The 15,427-nt window shown below is 63.3% G+C and carries 14 protein-coding genes; 9 read left to right on the top strand and 5 right to left on the bottom strand.

Annotated features, from left to right (window positions below):
• Window positions 1-110: 110 nt before the first annotated feature.
• Entirely contained in the window at window positions 111-1,643 is a 1,533-nt protein-coding gene (locus tag NKI24_RS02465) for a helicase HerA-like C-terminal domain-containing protein (RefSeq protein ID WP_352743173.1), read from the bottom strand.
• Between the two features lie 275 nt (window positions 1,644-1,918).
• Here NKI24_RS02465 and NKI24_RS02460 point away from each other — a divergent pair, with 275 nt between their 5' ends.
• The 4 genes from NKI24_RS02460 (at window position 1,919) to NKI24_RS02445 (ending at window position 6,162) form a co-directional block, all read left to right on the top strand.
• Window positions 1,919-3,361, top strand: coding sequence for a methylmalonyl-CoA mutase subunit beta (locus tag NKI24_RS02460; RefSeq protein WP_352743171.1), 1,443 nt, complete (start codon window positions 1,919-1,921; stop codon window positions 3,359-3,361).
• Window positions 3,358-5,481 (top strand): methylmalonyl-CoA mutase, encoded by a 2,124-nt coding sequence (scpA, locus tag NKI24_RS02455; RefSeq protein WP_352743169.1) that lies wholly within the window; start codon window positions 3,358-3,360, stop codon window positions 5,479-5,481. Before NKI24_RS02460 ends, scpA begins: the two co-directional genes overlap by 4 nt.
• A 73-nt stretch (window positions 5,482-5,554) precedes the next feature.
• Window positions 5,555-5,776, top strand: coding sequence for an AbrB/MazE/SpoVT family DNA-binding domain-containing protein (locus NKI24_RS02450; protein ID WP_095496758.1), 222 nt, complete (start codon window positions 5,555-5,557; stop codon window positions 5,774-5,776).
• Entirely contained in the window at window positions 5,773-6,162 is a 390-nt protein-coding gene (locus tag NKI24_RS02445) for a type II toxin-antitoxin system death-on-curing family toxin (protein ID WP_352743167.1), read from the top strand. Before NKI24_RS02450 ends, NKI24_RS02445 begins: the two co-directional genes overlap by 4 nt.
• On the opposite strand, the gene NKI24_RS02440 is transcribed toward NKI24_RS02445, so the two are convergent.
• On the bottom strand, window positions 6,159-6,632 hold the full coding sequence (locus tag NKI24_RS02440; protein ID WP_352507466.1) for a GreA/GreB family elongation factor: 474 nt from the start codon (window positions 6,630-6,632) through the stop codon (window positions 6,159-6,161). The two genes, NKI24_RS02445 and NKI24_RS02440, sit on opposite strands and share 4 nt — an antisense overlap.
• 113 nt (window positions 6,633-6,745) lie before the next feature.
• Window positions 6,746-7,555, bottom strand: a complete 810-nt coding sequence (locus tag NKI24_RS02435) for a class I SAM-dependent methyltransferase (RefSeq protein ID WP_352618552.1) — start codon at window positions 7,553-7,555, stop codon at window positions 6,746-6,748.
• A gap of 21 nt (window positions 7,556-7,576) precedes the next feature.
• Here NKI24_RS02435 and NKI24_RS02430 point away from each other — a divergent pair, with 21 nt between their 5' ends.
• Both NKI24_RS02430 and NKI24_RS02425 read left to right on the top strand, forming a co-directional pair.
• Window positions 7,577-8,362 (top strand): TetR/AcrR family transcriptional regulator, encoded by a 786-nt coding sequence (locus NKI24_RS02430; RefSeq protein ID WP_352743164.1) that lies wholly within the window; start codon window positions 7,577-7,579, stop codon window positions 8,360-8,362.
• Window positions 8,363-8,515: 153 nt separating this feature from the next.
• Window positions 8,516-9,889, top strand: coding sequence for a TIGR03808 family TAT-translocated repetitive protein (locus tag NKI24_RS02425; protein WP_352743162.1), 1,374 nt, complete (start codon window positions 8,516-8,518; stop codon window positions 9,887-9,889).
• Here the strand turns inward: NKI24_RS02425 and NKI24_RS02420 are convergent.
• Both NKI24_RS02420 and NKI24_RS02415 read right to left on the bottom strand, forming a co-directional pair.
• Window positions 9,882-10,886 carry an asparaginase gene (locus NKI24_RS02420; protein WP_352743160.1) on the bottom strand — a complete coding sequence of 335 codons (1,005 nt, stop codon included), beginning with the start codon at window positions 10,884-10,886 and terminating at the stop codon, window positions 9,882-9,884. The genes NKI24_RS02425 and NKI24_RS02420 overlap by 8 nt on opposite strands.
• Before the next feature lie 26 nt (window positions 10,887-10,912).
• Complete coding sequence (locus NKI24_RS02415) at window positions 10,913-12,079, bottom strand: acetyl-CoA acetyltransferase (RefSeq protein ID WP_352743158.1); 1,167 nt, start codon at window positions 12,077-12,079, stop codon at window positions 10,913-10,915.
• A 224-nt stretch (window positions 12,080-12,303) separates the two neighbouring features.
• Here NKI24_RS02415 and betI point away from each other — a divergent pair, with 224 nt between their 5' ends.
• The 3 genes from betI to NKI24_RS02400 are packed head-to-tail and all read left to right on the top strand — an operon-like array spanning window position 12,304 to window position 15,427.
• Window positions 12,304-12,894 carry a transcriptional regulator BetI gene (betI, locus tag NKI24_RS02410; protein WP_352743156.1) on the top strand — a complete coding sequence of 197 codons (591 nt, stop codon included), beginning with the start codon at window positions 12,304-12,306 and terminating at the stop codon, window positions 12,892-12,894.
• The gene (gene betC, locus NKI24_RS02405) at window positions 12,891-14,420 is read left to right on the top strand and encodes a choline-sulfatase (protein WP_352449082.1); all 1,530 of its coding nucleotides are present in this window, start codon (window positions 12,891-12,893) and stop codon (window positions 14,418-14,420) included. The genes betI and betC overlap by 4 nt, the downstream gene beginning before the upstream one ends.
• A complete protein-coding gene (locus tag NKI24_RS02400) occupies window positions 14,420-15,427 on the top strand; it encodes a threonine/serine dehydratase family protein (RefSeq protein WP_502901426.1) in 1,008 nt (335 codons plus the stop codon). The genes betC and NKI24_RS02400 overlap by 1 nt, the downstream gene beginning before the upstream one ends.

The following is a 15,427-nucleotide window of genomic DNA, read 5'->3' as shown; positions in this document are numbered from 1 at the left end:
GCAGCTATTGGCGCATAGCCGCCGTGCGCTGTCCTCCAGATCTGGCTACTGGCGCTTGATGCCAGGACAGAATTGCCAACACCGATGCCCGCCTTCGGGTCCGATGCCCCTCACCTGCCCCTGGACAGGCTCCCCAAAATCCCGCGGACGATCGCCCGTCCGACTGACGAACCGACCGAGCGCACGATGGATTTGATCGCCGCCTCCGCCACCGTCTGACGGTTGGAGGGCCGCGGCGCGCGGTGGCCGCCGGTCGGCTGGAGATCGTCATTGCCGAAGCCTGGAATGGTCCAGCGTGAGCGGCCTGCGTCCTGTTGCTGCGCCTGTGCCTCCTGGGCGTCCTTGGCCTTTTTCTGCAGGATCTCGAAAGCCGATTCGCGATCGACGGTCTGGTCGTACTGTCCGGCAACCGGGCTCTCAGGGATCAGCTTGCGGCGCTCGTCGGGCGTGATCGGGCCAAGGCGCGACGATGGCGGGCGGATCAGCGTCCGCTGCACCATGGACGGCACGCCCTTGGCTTCCAGCGTCGAGACAAGCGCCTCGCCGGTGCCGAGCTGCGTGATCACGATTGCGCAGTCGAAATCGGGATTGGGCCTGAACGTCTCGGCCGCCGTCTTGACGGCCTTCTGTTCGCGCGGCGTATAGGCACGAAGTGCGTGCTGCACCCGGTTGCCGAGCTGGGCCAGCACCGTTTCAGGGATATCCAGCGGATTTTGCGTGACGAAATAGACGCCGACGCCCTTCGAACGGATCAGCCGGACCACCTGTTCGACGCGGTCGATCAGCACCTTCGGCGCGTCGTCGAACAGAAGGTGTGCCTCGTCGAAGAAAAAGACAAGCTTCGGCTTGTCCGGGTCGCCGACTTCCGGCAGTTCCTCGAACAGTTCCGACATCAGCCACAGAAGGAACGTCGCATAGAGCCGCGGATTCATCATCAGCTTGTCGGCGGCGAGCACGCTGATGGCGCCGCGTCCATCGCGCGTGGTGCGCATGATGTCGGATATCCGCAATGCCGGCTCGCCGAAGAAATTGGCAGCGCCCTGCTGCTCCAGGACCAGCAGCGTGCGCTGGATCGCGCCGACCGAAGGTTTCGTCACATTGCCGTAGCGGGCGCCGATCTCTTCGGCGCGGTCGGCGATATTGGCAAGCAGTGACTGCAGGTCCTTCAAATCGAGCAGCAGAAGGCCTTCCTCGTCGGCGATGCGGAAGGCGATGTTCATGATGCCTTCCTGCGCCTCGGAAAGGTTCATCAACCGCGACAGAAGCAGTGGGCCCATCTCCGAGATGGTGGCGCGGATCGGGTGGCCCTGCTCGCCGAACAGATCCCAGAAGATGACCGGGAATTCCTGGAATTCATAGGGATCGAGCTTGACCTGCTCGGCTCGCTTGACCAGGAAATCCTGCGCTGTGCCCATCATGGCGATACCCGACAGGTCGCCCTTGATGTCGGCGCAGAATACCGGCACGCCGGCATTGGAGAAACCCTCGGCCAATATCTGCAGGGTCACCGTCTTGCCGGTGCCGGTCGCGCCGGTGACAAGGCCATGACGATTGCCATATTGCAGCAAAAGCTGTTCGGGCCGCTGATAGCTGTCGTCCGGCTTGCGGCTGGCCCCTATGAAGATACTGGTATCGTCGGCCATGTGTCCGGTCTCCGCAAACCTATAGGGTTGAATGCCCTGATCCCTTGAAGAAAAAGGAGCCCCGCCGCAGGTATAGTGAGGCCATTGCGCAGCGACAATGGGCGTTGTCGAAAATGGCTTTTGGAGCTTGCGGAACCTGCCCATGTTTGGCAATCGGTTGACGGTCACAATCACGGAAGGCGCGTTGCACGGCATGTGTGCTGCATTGTGATATCGGGCCGGGGACCGTAGACTGACATAGTCGGCCGCTGCGGCCGCTAGAACGAGGAGAACCGATGGGCGCCGGTGCCTTGACCCAGGATGCCGAACTTCCGAACGTCGACCGGCAACGATGGCTGGCGCTGGCGGAGAAGGCGCTGGCCGGCGGGTCCTTCGAGGAAAAGCTCGTCTCGCATACGGACGACGCCATCCGCATCGAGCCGCTCTACGAGCGTTCGGTCACGGCGGAGCCTGTCGTGCGCGCCAAGCCGGGATCACCGTGGATCGTCAGCCAGCGCATCGACGATCCGGACATAGGCCGCGCCAATGCGCAGGCGCTGGAAGACGTCGCGCAGGGTGCCACCGGACTGTCCCTTGTCTTCGAGGGTGCGCCGAACGCCTTCGGCTATGGCTTGCCGAGGACGGCGGAGGCGCTGGAGGGCGTGCTCGACGGCGTACCGCTCAACCGCATCCAGATCCGCATCGACGCCCATCCCTGGAGCCGTGCCGTGGCCGACTGGCTGGTGGCGTTTTTGACCAAGCGCCGCTCCGACCCGGCAAAGCTCAACCTCTCCTTCGGCATCGATCCGGCGGCGATCTTTGCCGGGACCGGCAGGCTGCGCATGTCGATCGAGGCTTTACAGGCTTCGATGCCGCAATCGCTGGCGCATTTCTTTTCGATGGGTGTGCCCGGCGTGCTGCTGGAGGCCGACGGGCGGGTATTCCACAATGCCGGCGCCACCGAGGCGCAGGAGCTTGGCACCATGCTCGCCTCGGCCGTCTCCTATTTGAGGCTGTTCGAGAAGGCGCGCCAGCCGCTCGTCTACGCGGCGCCGCATATCGGTTTTGCGCTGAGCGTCGACCAGGACCAGTTCGTGTCGACGGCCAAGGTCAGGGCGTTGCGCAGACTGTGGGCGCGTGTCCAGGAGGCCTGCTCGATACCGCCCTCCACCGCCAGCATCCATGCCGAAACCTCCTTCCGGATGATGACGACGGCCGAACCGGAAACCAACGTCCTGCGCACCACCATCGCCGCTTTTGCGGCTGCCGCCGGCGGCGCGGATTCGATCGCCATCCTGCCGCACACCATCGCGCACGGCCTACCCGCGGGTTTTGCCCGCCGCGTTGCCCGCAACGCGCAACTAATCATGGCCAATGAAAGCCACATCGACCACGTCGCCGATCCGGTTTGCGGTTCGGGCGCCGTCGAAGCGCTGACTGCGGAGCTCTGCGCGGCGGCCTGGCAGGAGTTCCAGCAGATCGAGGCGGAAGGCGGCGTGCTGACCAGCCTTGAGCAAGGCCACATCCAGAGGCGCGTCCAGGCAGCTTCCGCCCGCCGCAACACAGTCTACCAGGCGGGCGAACGGGCGATCGTCGGCACGACGCTGCACCCGTCGAAGACCGAGCGTCCGGTCGAGACGCTGGCGGCGGAGCGGCGGCCTGCCTTCACCGAAGGCGTTGCGGTGTGCGAGCCGCTATTTCCGATCCGCATAGATCAGTCGATCGGAGCCGTACCATGATCCCGGATTTCAGCCAGATCGCCTGGTCGCCGCCACGGCGGGTGCCGGTCGAGGTCAAAGGCCAGCGGATGACGCCGGAAGGCATTGCCGTCAAGCATCTCTACAACCAGGGCGATCTCAAGGGCTTGCCACATCTCGATACCTATCCAGGCCTGCCGCCTTTCGTGCGCGGCCCCTATCCGACGATGTATGTCCAGCAACCCTGGACGATCCGGCAATATGCCGGCTTCTCGACTGCCGAAGAGTCCAACGCCTTCTACCGTCGCAACCTTGCCGCCGGCCAGAAGGGCCTGTCGGTCGCCTTCGATCTCGCCACGCATCGCGGCTACGACAGCGACCATCCGCGCGTCGCCGGTGATGTCGGCATGGCCGGCGTCGCAATCGATTCCATTTTCGACATGCGCCAGCTGTTCGACGGCATCCCGCTTAACGAGATGACGGTATCGATGACGATGAACGGCGCGGTGCTGCCGATCATGGCGCTCTATATCGTCGCGGCGGAGGAACAGGGCGTTGCGCAGAAGGATCTCACCGGGACCATTCAGAACGACATCCTGAAAGAGTTCATGGTGCGCAACACCTATATCTATCCGCCAAAACCTTCGATGCGGATCGTGTCGGACATTTTTTCCTACACGTCGAAGCACATGCCGAAGTTCAATTCGATCTCGATCTCCGGCTACCACATGCAAGAGGCAGGTGCGACGGCGGATCTCGAGCTCGCCTACACGATTGCAGACGGCATCGAATATGCGCGCGCCGGCATCGCGGCCGGCCTCGACATCGACCGTTTCGCGCCGCGCCTTTCCTTCTTCTGGGCGATCGGCATGAATTTCTTCATGGAAGTCGCGAAGCTGAGAGCAGCGCGCCTTTTATGGGCCAGCCTGATGCTGAAGAACTTTTCGCCGAAGGACGAGCGCTCGCTGTCGCTGCGCACCCATTGCCAGACTTCGGGCTGGTCGCTGACGGCGCAGGATCCCTACAACAACATCATCCGCACCATGATCGAGGCGATGGCCGCCACTCAAGGGCATACGCAGTCGCTGCACACCAATTCCTTCGACGAGGCAATGGCGCTGCCGACCGACCATTCGGCCCGCATCGCCCGCAACACACAGCTCATCCTGCAGAAGGAGTCCGGCACGACGCGCATCATCGACCCGTGGGGCGGCTCCGCCTATGTCGAACGGCTGACACATGATCTGGCGGCGCGTGCGCTTGCGCATATCGAGGAGGTCGAGAGCCTCGGCGGCATGGCCGCGGCGATCGAAAAGGGCCTACCCAAGCTGCGCATCGAAGAGGCTGCCGCGCGCACCCAGGCGCGCATCGACTCAGGCGAACAGATCGTGGTCGGTGTCAATGCTCACCGTCCCGGCACGGACATCGAAGTCGACGTGCTGAAGATCGACAATGCCGAAGTCAGGGCACGGCAATTGTCGAAGCTGCAGCGGCTGAAAGGCACGCGTGACGTCGCCGCCGTCGAGAGCGCGCTCGATGCGCTTACCCGTGCTGCCGGGAGTAACGCAAACCTGCTGGAATTCGCCATCCGGGCCGCACGCGCCAACGCCACGGTCGGCGAGATTTCGCTGGCGCTGGAAAAGGTTTTCGGCCGCCATGTCGCCTCGGTGCAGACGATCTCCGGCGTCTATCGCAACGCGCTCGGCGACAATCCGGTGGTCGACCGGCTGCAGGACAAGATCGTCGCGTTCGAGGAAAAGTCCGGCGGCAAGCCGCGCATTCTGGTCGCCAAGATGGGGCAAGACGGCCATGATCGCGGCCAGAAAGTGATCGCCACCGCCTTTGCCGACCTAGGCTTCGACGTCACCGTCGGGCCGATGTTCCAGACGCCGGACGAGATCGCCAGGCTGGCCGTCGAGCATGACGTGCACATCGTCGGCGCCTCGTCGCTGGCAGCAGGCCATTTGACGCTCATTCCCGAACTCAAGCTTGCACTGAAGAAGTTGGGCCGCGACGACATGCTGATCGTCGCCGGCGGCGTCATCCCGCCGCAGGATTACAACGCAGTCCGGCAGGCAGGCGCCACTGAAATCTTCCCGCCCGGCACGGTTATCCCGGAAGCGGCGGAGCGGCTGATGGACCGGCTGCTGCAGGCCGGCTGACGCTTTGTTATAATGTCTGTTGTAACAAGAAACACGCTGAGTTATAATCAGCGTTGCAACAGGATGCCTCACCATGAACACGACCATTCGCAAGATCGGCAATTCCGAAGGCGTGATCCTGCCGAGGGAGCTTCTCGATCGTCTGAACCTGAAGGCCGGCGACCAGCTTCAAATCGTTGAAACAGGTGACGGTCTTGCGCTGAAGCCGGTGGACGACAGCTTCGAGCGGCAAATGAAAGCTGCCCGCGAGGTGATGGACAAATACAAGGTCGCGCTTCAGAAGCTCGCCGAATGAGCTGGGAGTTTCTGACGCGGCGTGCAGTCGAAGCCATGCACGCGGAGCAGTTGCGCCGACACGGCGGAGCACAAGGCTTGAGGGATGAAAATGCCCTCGAATCGGCGCTCGCTCGCGCCGAAAACAAGGCCAACTGCGGAGACCCGTCGGTTGAGGAACTCGCAGCCACCTATGTCTTCGGCATTGCCAGAAATCATGCCTTTGTGGACGGCAACAAACGCACGGCCATTGTCGTGGCCGGCGCATTTCTGATTGTGAACGGTTATGCCCTGTCGGCCAATGACGGCATGCTTTACGAATTCGTCATGGGCGTCGCCGCCGGCGAAATCGACGAGGCTGGTGCCGCGGCGTTCTTCCGCGATCATGTCGTCAAGCTCGAAGACTAACTGTCGGAGAGCTTGACGATCTCCCATTCCTTGCCGTTGACCACGGCAACTTCGCCGACCTTCTTGCCGAACAGCGCCATCGCCATCGGCGACATATGGGAAATTGTCCCTTTGCCCGGATTGGCTTCGTCCTCGCCGACGATTTTCCAGTGCACCTTCTTGCCGTCGTCGCTTTCCAGGGTGACACCCATGCCGAAACGAACCAGGTCGCTGCCCGGTTCGGGCACCGAAAGCTCGGCGCTTTCACGCCGCGCCGTCCAATAGCGGAGATCGCGCGAGACCAGCGCAATGCGCTCGCGGTCGGCCCTCTTCTCGGCTCTGCCCAGTTCGTCGCGCAGAGCGGCCACCTCGGCATCGATCAGCGCCATGCCGCGTTCCGTGACCAGATTGCGGTGATGGCTGATCGGCCGCTCGCCGATGCCGGCGATGGCGTTTTCGCTGTCTTCCTCGCGGGTGAAGGCCCTGCTCATCCGACGAACTTAGGCTTGCAATGGCGACTCCACAAGCCATTGCTGATGAAGCTCAGTAACAGCTGCTTGGGGTGTAAAGCTGACCATGCGAATGCCTCAACGCGCTATCGCGCTTAGAGCGCCGTAAGGCTAAGGTCCGGCTGCGCAATTAGATAGCGGAGCCCCTTGGTTCCGACGTCGCCTCGCTCAGCGATATTGAAGCCGAGCCGGCCGAGATCCGCTGCGATTTTGTCCAAATCGACGTAACCATGCCGGTGGAGCCGAAACGTGCTCTTCCGGCGCGGCGGTTTTGCAAAATCGACGATAAGCACGCGACCGCCCGGCTTCAGGACGCGGAAGGCTTCTCTGCCAAAATCCTCGCGGCCCTTCTTTGGAAGATGGTGGAACATCAGCGTGCTGAGGACGACATCAAATTCCCCATCCTTGAAAGGCAGTTCCTGAGCGGTGGCGGTCGAGAACCCGACTTGTAACCCTGCCCGCCGGGCCTTTGCCGTTGCGCGCGCAACCATTTCGGCGGAGGCGTCGACGCCGTCCACACGCCCCTCCGGCCCCACCTTCTGTCTGACGAGGAGCGCGGTGGTGCCGGTGCCGCACCCGACATCCAGGACCACTTCTCCCGGTTTCAGCTCCGCAAAGCTTAATATCCTTTCGCGAAAAGCACGTTCGCGACCGAAGGTCAGAAGCCACGCCAGCATATCGTACAGGGCGGCGGAATGAAGCGTGATGCCGACATGCGGCGCCTTCTCCTCGCCGGCGGCCGGTCTGCGGTCCTTGGCGGACAGCCGCCCGTGAGCGCTTTGCCATATCAATAAGCTCGCGACTACGACGAGTGCACCAGCATGAAGCAGGAGGACGGGAACTCCCAAGGAAAAGACCGCATTTGCCTGTCCCAACGAGAAAAATGCCGCGAGCACCACGGCCACTTTGACGAGCGCGACTAGCGCATGCCCTCCAACTATTGTTCCGAAAAGACGTTGGTGCATTGCTTTATCTCCGGCCAGCCGGGCATCGCGCCGGGCCTTCCGCAAGAGCATATGATACTGGACAGTGTGTCCAGTATCAGTTTTACTGGCCACATCGCACCGACGCGCCCAATACTGGACGATTTGGTGTCCTTTGGCCGGAAAAGGATGTTGCCGATGCCAGCCGGACCGATCGACCGTCGGGTCGCCAGGACCCGCAGCCGACTGCAGCAGGCGCTTTTCAGATTGACCGCCGAGAAGGGATATACGGCGATCACGGTCGAGGACATCTGCAGGGAAGCCGATGTCGGCCGCTCGACTTTCTACACGCACTATCCCGATAAGGACTACTTGAGGAAAGCAACGATCGACGAGCATATGAAGGGCTTGCAGGCACGTGGTGCCGAACGCCATTCGCAGAGAAATGCCAAGGGCTTTTCCTTCAGCGGTCCGGTGTTCGAGCATGCTCTTGCCACGCGGGAGATGCACCGTGCGCTGATGGGCGGGAAAAAGCGCGAAATGCCAGAAGAGATCCGCGGCTGGATAAGCAGGCAGGTTCGCCATGAGTTGGCGAATATCCAAGGTGATGAAGGCGGAGTCAGACTTGAGATCGCCACACGCTTCATCGTTGGCGCGTTCTTTGAAGTGATGCACTGGTGGCTTGAGAGGGATACGAAGCTGTCCCCCGCGGAGATCGACCAGACATTCGTGCAACTTGCCTTCAACGGGGTAAATGCGGTGTTCGCCGAGCCAACGAGGATCGAATAGAGATCAAAAGGGGCTTCGTTTGATCGCCCACAGAAAGGCCGAAAGCAATATTCCGTCCTGGCTGGCAAGCTTCAGATTTTCACCACGAGTTCGACCGGGCTAGTCTGGCACGAATCCTGCGGCGTGGCCGTTGAACGCAAGGGATCTGTGCCGATGTTGAACAGACGAACGCTGCTTGCGCAGACCGCCGGCTTTGCCGTCATGGGGCTTTCGCTCGGCAAGGCAGCGGCGAAAAACCTTCCCGGCATCGAGAAAGCCGCGATGCGTGGCGCGATCAACGCGACCGAGCTCGGCGTCCGGCCCGGCGCGCTAGACGACCAGAGCAAGGCTTTCACCAAGCTGCTGCGCGACGCGCACGACCGCGACATGCCGGTGTTCCTGTCGCCGGGGATCTATATCGTTTCCAACCTGTCGCTGCCCGGCCGGGTGCGCCTGTCCGGCGTACCGGGCGCATCGCGGATCGTCTATGGCGGCAATGGCCATCTCATCATGGCCGAACAGGCCGAGCATATCGAACTCAGCGGGCTGGTGTTCGACGGCAGCAACCGCTGGATGGGCGACTACGCGCAAGGCCTGCTCGATCTGCGCCGCATCGCCCATCTGGTCGTCGACAATTGCCAGCTTACCGGCAGCGGCAAGCACGGCCTAGCGCTCGAACACGCCTCGGGCCGCATTGAGCGCTCGGAGATATCCGGTGCGGCCGATGCCGGCATCTATTCGGTCGAGGCCGATGGCCTGGAAATATCAGGCAATAGCGTCTCCGACTGCGCCAATGGCGGCATTCTCGTGCACCGCTGGCAGGCGGCGGAAGACGGCACCATCGTCAGCGGCAACCGGATCGAGCGCATCCAGGCGCGCAGCGGCGGAACCGGCCAGAACGGCAATGGCATCAATGCGTTCCGCGGCAATGTCATCATCTCCGGTAATATTGTTTCGGACTGCGCGTTTTCGGCGATCCGCGCCAACAGTTCCAGCAATTTGCAGATCACCGGCAACACCTGCTCGCGTTCGGGCGAGACGGCCGTGTATTCCGAATTCTCCTTCGAAGGGGCGATCATCGGCAACAACATCGTCGATGGCGCCGCCAATGGTATTTCGATCGTCAACTTCAACGAAGGCGGCCGCATGGGCGTGTGCTCCGGCAACATCGTCCGCAATCTGGCGACCAGCGGCCCCTACCCTGCGGACGCGCCCGGCTTCGGCGTCGGCATCAGCGTCGAGGCAGACACCACAGTTTCCGGCAATGTCGTCGAGAATGCACCGCTCTACGGCATGCAGATCGGCTGGGGACCGTTCATGCGCAATGTGGTCGCCACGGGAAACGTCATCCGCAAGGCGGGGACCGGCATCGTCGTGACCGTGGTCGAAGGTGCCGGGACGGCAATCATCTCCGACAATGTCATCGACGGAGTCCAGAACGGCGCGATCGTCGGCCAACGCTGGGCCGAGCCGGTGACCGGCGACCTCGCCGCATCAGGCAATGCCGGCTACGCGCATTTGACCGTCGAGCGCAACCACGTCAGTTGAAGGTGGCCGTCGGCCGGAGCGCGCCGACTTTGGCACCGATCCGGCTTTCGATGGGCGGATTTGCCTGTTCGATCAATTTCGCAGCGAGCGCCTGGTCGGCGTGCAGCAGCTTTGCCAGCACGGCCGCGACCATCACTTCAGCGGCGCGGCCGGCGCCATCGTCGCATTTCAGCGCAATGCCAAGGCCGAGCTCCGGAAGGGCGGCGCAAAAAACACCTTCGGCGCCTCCCTTGACGAAAATCCGGCCCGGCGCGGCCTCCATCATCGCTACATCGGACCTGCCCGTGCCGGCGACGAAAAACGGCTCGGCCATGCAGGCGGAAAGCAGCCGCTTCGCCGCCCGGGCGCGCACCGGTTCGAAGCCGGCACCTGTCGCCATGCGGGCAAAGCCAAGGGCAAAGCTGCGCAGCGGCACGGCATAGGTCGGAATCGAGCAGCCGTCGGTGCCGCGGTGATCGGCGTCATGGGCAGCACCGGTCACCGCCTGCATCGCTTCGCGGACCATCTCCTGCGAAGCATGGCCAGCCTTGACGTAACCACGATGGGCGATGCCGCTGTGAACGCAGGTGCATAGGAAGCCTGAGTGCTTGCCGGAACAATTATTGTGCAAGGTGTTCGGCGCACGGCCGGCGCGGGCGAGCGCCAGCGTCGCCCCGTGGCTCGACGGCCAATGCGCGCCGCATTCGAGTGCCGTCTCGTCGAGGCCGGCTTTCGCCAGCATGGCGCGCGCCAACTCGACATGCGGCGGCTCGCCGGAATGGGAGGCGCAGGCCAGCGCCAGCTCCCGGTCACCGAAGCCGTAGGCATCGGCAGCGCCGCTCTCGACCAGCGGCAACGCCTGGATCGCCTTGACCGCCGAACGCGGGAACACCGGCTGTGCCGTGTCGCCGATCTCCCAGACGGGCTTGCCGTCGGCGTCGAAGACGGCAACAGCGCCGCGATGCGCGCTCTCGACGAGAGCGCCGCGCAAAACTTCGACCAGAACCGGATTTGTCATGTCACCTCCCGCAAATGCGGGCGGGTTTATCTGATCCGGTCGAGAATGGAAACGTAGTTGGCGACCGCGGCACCACCCATATTGAAGATGCCGCCGAGCTTTGCTCCCGGCACCTGGATGCCGCCCGCCTCGCCGATGAGTTGCATCGCGCTCAGCACATGCATGGATACGCCGGTGGCACCGATCGGGTGGCCCTTGGCCTTCAGCCCGCCAGACGGATTGACCGGCAGCCTTCCATCTTTCGCCGTCTCGCCATCCAGGGCCAGCTTGGCGCCCTCGCCCGGCTTGGCCAAGCCCATCGCCTCATACTCGATCAGTTCGGCGATGGTGAAACAGTCATGCGTCTCGACGAAGGACAGGTCGCCGAGCGTCACGCCCGCCTGCTTCAGCGCCTGGTTCCAGGCCCGCTCGCAGCCTTCGAAGGCGAGAATGTCGCGCTTCGACATCGGCAGGAAATCCTGCACATGCTCATTGGCGCGGAAGGCGACGGCGCGACGCATCTTCAGCGCCGTGGCCGTGTCGGCAAGGACAAGCGCGGCGGCACCGTCCGACACCAGCGAGCAGTCTGTGCGCTTCAGCGGACCGGCGACGAAGGGGTTTTTTTCGCTTTCCTGCCTGCAGAACTCGTAGCCGAAATCCTTGCGCATCTGCGCGTAGGGATTGTCGACGCCGTTCTTGTGGTTCTTGGCGGCAATCATCGCCAGCGCATCCGACTGGTCGCCGTAGCGCTGGAAATAGGCTTGGGCGATCTTGCCGAAGACGCCAGCGAAGCCTGCCGGCGTGTCACCGTCCTCCGGCAGATACGAGGCCTTGAGCAGGTTCTTGCCGATCTCGGGACCGGGCGTCGTCGTCATCTGCTCGGCGCCGACCACCAGCACGATACGGGCGGCATTGGCGTCGATGGCGCGGATGCCTTGCCTGACCGCCGCCGAGCCGGTGGCGCAGGCGTTCTCGACGCGGGTCGCCGGCTTGAAGCGCAGCCGGTCGTCGGCCTGGAGGACCAGGCTCGCGGTGAAATCCTGGCCGGAAAACCCGGCGTTGAAGTGGCCGAGCACGATCTCGTCGACGTCATCCGGACCGATGCCGGCATGATCGAGCGCCTCGACTGCCACCTTGGTGATCAGGCCCTCCAGCGTCTCGCCTTCGAGCTTGCCGAAGCGCGAATGCGCCCAACCGACGATGCATGCTGTCATGGCGATCTCCATCCTGTGGACCCGGGCTACGCGATACTGCGCGCGCATCCGCATTGTTCAAGCATGAACCGTTTCGCCGGCCTCGTGAAGGGGCCAGAACCGCACAATCGCTTGATCTTGATCATCTGGTCATAGTGCCTGGCTTTTGCCAGCAAATCAGGCCGGATTTTTGTTGATTGATGCGTCAATAAAAAATAATCTTGTCGCAACAGGCCGGAGCAGGAATGCCGAAACTCGGAATGGAGCCGTTGCGCCGCAGGGCGCTCATCGACGCAACGATCTCGGCGATCGGCGAGCGCGGTTCGCTTGATGTGACGATGTCGGAAATCGCCGGCCGCGCCGGCGTGTCCTCGGCGCTTGCCCACCATTATTTCGGCGCCAAGGACGAATTGCTGTTGGCGACGATGCGGCACATCCTGAGCGAGCTCACCGCCGATACGCGCCGTGCACTTCGCGCGGCCGGCACGGCGCGCCAGCGCGTCTCGGCGGTGGTCGCGGTCAACTTCTCCGACATCCAGTTCCAGCCCGAAACGATCGCCGCCTGGCTCGCCTTCTATGTCGAGGCGCAGAAATCGGCAGCACTCCGCCGGCTGCTCAAGGTCTATGCGCGCCGGCTGCATTCCAATCTGCTCAGCGGGCTGGCCGGCATCCTGCCGAGAAGCGAGGCCGACCGGGTCGGCGAAGCGACCGCGGCGCTGATCGACGGGCTCTATATCAGGCGCGCGCTGAAGGACGGTGTTCCCGATGCCGCGACCGCGATTGCACTGGTCGAGGACTATCTCGAAACGAAGCTCAGCGGACGGCAGAAGCAGTGACATCCAAGCGACCCAACATCCTGATCGTCATGGTCGATCAGCTCAACGGAACGCTATTTCCAGACGGGCCGGCAGACTTCCTGCACGCGCCGCATCTAAAGGCGCTCGCCGCGCGTTCGGCGCGTTTTTGCAACAATTACACCGCGTCACCGCTCTGCGCGCCAGGCCGGGCCGCATTCATGAGCGGCCAATTGCCGTCACGCACCGGGGTCTATGACAATGCCGCCGAATTCACCTCGTCGATCCCGACCTTTGCTCATCATCTGCGTGCCGCCGGCTATCACACCTGCCTTTCCGGCAAGATGCATTTCGTCGGTCCGGACCAGTTGCACGGCTTCGAAGAGCGGCTGACCACCGACATCTATCCGGCCGATTTCGGCTGGACACCCGACTATCGCAAACCCGGCGAGCGCATCGACTGGTGGTATCACAATCTCGGCTCCGTCAGCGGCGCCGGTACTGCCGAGATCACCAACCAGCTGGAATATGACGACGAGGTCGCCTTCCATGCGGTGCAGAAGCTCTATGATTTTGCCCGCGTCTCCGACGATGCCGCACATCGGCCCTGGTGCTTGACGGTTTCCTTCACCCATCCGCACGATCCTTACGTCGCACGGCGGCAATACTGGGACCTTTACGAGGATTGCCCGGCGCTCGAGCCCGAGGTCGGCTTCATTCCTTACGACAGGCAGGACCCGCATTCGCAGCGGCTCTACCGCGCCAGCGACTATGACAGGTTCGACATCACCGCTGAGCAGATACGCCGCGCACGGCGCGGCTATTTCGCCAACATCTCCTATCTCGACGACAAGCTCGGCGAATTGATGTCGGTGCTCGAGCACACACACATGCTCGACGACACGGTCATCCTGTTCTGCTCGGATCACGGCGACATGCTCGGCGAGCGCGGCCTGTGGTTCAAGATGTGCTTCTTCGAAGGTTCGGCGCGGGTGCCGCTGATGGTCGCCGGCAAGGGCATCGCCGCCGGCCTGATCGACACGCCGGTCTCCAATCTCGACGTGACGCCGACGCTTTGCGACCTCGCCGGCATCGACATCAGCGCGATTGCGCCGTGGACTGACGGCCAGTCGCTGCTGCTGTTGCTGAACGGAAAGAAACGCTCCGCGCCGGTGCTGATGGAATATGCCGCCGAAGGCTCCAACGCGCCGATGGTGGCGATGCGCGAGGGCCGCTACAAATTCATCCATTGCGAGATCGATCCGCCGCAACTGTTTGATCTTGAATCGGATTCGCAGGAATTGACCAATCTCGCCGCCGATCCGGCCAATGCGGCATTGGTGGCCGCTTTCACCGACAAGGTGCGGGCGCGCTGGGACATGGCGGCCTTCGACGCGGCGGTGCGTGCCAGCCAGGCACGCCGCTGGATGGTCTACCCGGCGCTGCGCAACGGCACCCATTATCCCTGGGAATTCCAGCCGCTGCAGAAGGCATCGGAGCGCTACATGCGCAACCACATGAACCTCGACCTGCTCGAAGAGCAGAAGCGCTTTCCGCGAGGCGAATGATGGCAGATAGTCTCGTCCCCTCGCTCGACCATCTCAGGCAGGCCTATGCCGTCACCTCCAAGGCGACGCAGGTCACGCCGCTGCTGGAATCGGCGGCACTCGCGCGCGAGACCGGCGCCGCCCGCGTCTTCGTCAAGGCCGAATCGCTGCAATGGGCAGGATCGTTCAAGGTGCGCGGCGCCTACTGGCGGCTGAAGAAGCTCTCGCCTGACGAAGCCAAAAAGGGCGTCGTCGCCTACTCCTCCGGCAATTTTGCGCAGGGGCTAGCGGCGGCTGGCCAAGCGCTTGGCATTCCCGTCACCATCGTCATGCCGATCGACGCGCCGGCCGCCAAGCGCGACGCCACATTGGGTTACGGCGCGCGCGTGGTGCTGACTGACCATGGCGAGCGCGCGCGTGAGGAAGTCGCCGCCGCCAAGGCGCGCGAGATCGCTGCGAGCGAAGGCCTGGCGCTGCTGCACCCGTTCGACGATCCGGAGATCGTCGCCGGCCAGGCCGGTGCCGGGCTGGAGGCACTCGACCAGATCGCCGCCAGGCAAGCGGAGGCCGATCTCTTGTTCTGCTCGGTCGGCGGCGGCGGCCTGATCGGCGGTGTTTCACTGGCCTTTCACTACCTGTCGCCAGCCACGAAGATCATCGGCGTCGAGCCGGAAGGTTTTGACGGCATGGGCTCGTCGCTGGCGCATGGCGCCATCGAAACCATGCCGATCGGGCCGAAATCGATCTGCGACGGGCTGATGTCGCGGCGGCCCGGCGACGCGCCGTTCGCAGCGGTGAAGACCGCCGGCGTTCGCGGCGTCACCGTCGACGATGCTTCGGTGCGGCGCGCTATGCGCCTCGCCTTCGAGCGGCTGAAGCTGGTGCTCGAGCCATCCGGCGCTGCTTCGCTGGCGGCGTTGCTCGGCGGCAAGGTCGACGTCACCGGCAAAACCGTTCTCGTAATGGCAACCGGCGGCAACGTCTCGCTGGCCGATTTCATTGCGCATAGGAACCACGGGCGCGCATGA

The sequence above is a fragment of the Mesorhizobium sp. M0701 genome, from assembly GCF_040320365.1.
Taxonomy (GTDB): domain Bacteria; phylum Pseudomonadota; class Alphaproteobacteria; order Rhizobiales; family Rhizobiaceae; genus Mesorhizobium.
Note: the sequence above shows the minus strand (reverse complement) of the source record. Positions and strands in the feature narration are given on the sequence as shown.

What these genes read in the sequence shown, in the direction of transcription:
- NKI24_RS02465 (WP_352743173.1), bottom strand. Translation starts at nt 1,643, where the DNA reads ATGGCCGACGATACCAGTATCTTCATAGGGGCCAGCCGCAAGCCGGAC.
- NKI24_RS02460 (WP_352743171.1), top strand. Translation starts at nt 1,919, where the DNA reads ATGGGCGCCGGTGCCTTGACCCAGGATGCCGAACTTCCGAACGTCGAC.
- scpA (WP_352743169.1), top strand. Translation starts at nt 3,358, where the DNA reads ATGATCCCGGATTTCAGCCAGATCGCCTGGTCGCCGCCACGGCGGGTG.
- NKI24_RS02450 (WP_095496758.1), top strand. Translation starts at nt 5,555, where the DNA reads ATGAACACGACCATTCGCAAGATCGGCAATTCCGAAGGCGTGATCCTG.
- NKI24_RS02445 (WP_352743167.1), top strand. Translation starts at nt 5,773, where the DNA reads ATGAGCTGGGAGTTTCTGACGCGGCGTGCAGTCGAAGCCATGCACGCG.
- NKI24_RS02440 (WP_352507466.1), bottom strand. Translation starts at nt 6,632, where the DNA reads ATGAGCAGGGCCTTCACCCGCGAGGAAGACAGCGAAAACGCCATCGCC.
- NKI24_RS02430 (WP_352743164.1), top strand. Translation starts at nt 7,577, where the DNA reads ATGCCCTCCAACTATTGTTCCGAAAAGACGTTGGTGCATTGCTTTATC.
- NKI24_RS02425 (WP_352743162.1), top strand. Translation starts at nt 8,516, where the DNA reads ATGTTGAACAGACGAACGCTGCTTGCGCAGACCGCCGGCTTTGCCGTC.
- NKI24_RS02420 (WP_352743160.1), bottom strand. Translation starts at nt 10,886, where the DNA reads ATGACAAATCCGGTTCTGGTCGAAGTTTTGCGCGGCGCTCTCGTCGAG.
- NKI24_RS02415 (WP_352743158.1), bottom strand. Translation starts at nt 12,079, where the DNA reads ATGACAGCATGCATCGTCGGTTGGGCGCATTCGCGCTTCGGCAAGCTC.
- betI (WP_352743156.1), top strand. Translation starts at nt 12,304, where the DNA reads ATGCCGAAACTCGGAATGGAGCCGTTGCGCCGCAGGGCGCTCATCGAC.
- NKI24_RS02400 (WP_502901426.1), top strand. Translation starts at nt 14,420, where the DNA reads ATGGCAGATAGTCTCGTCCCCTCGCTCGACCATCTCAGGCAGGCCTAT.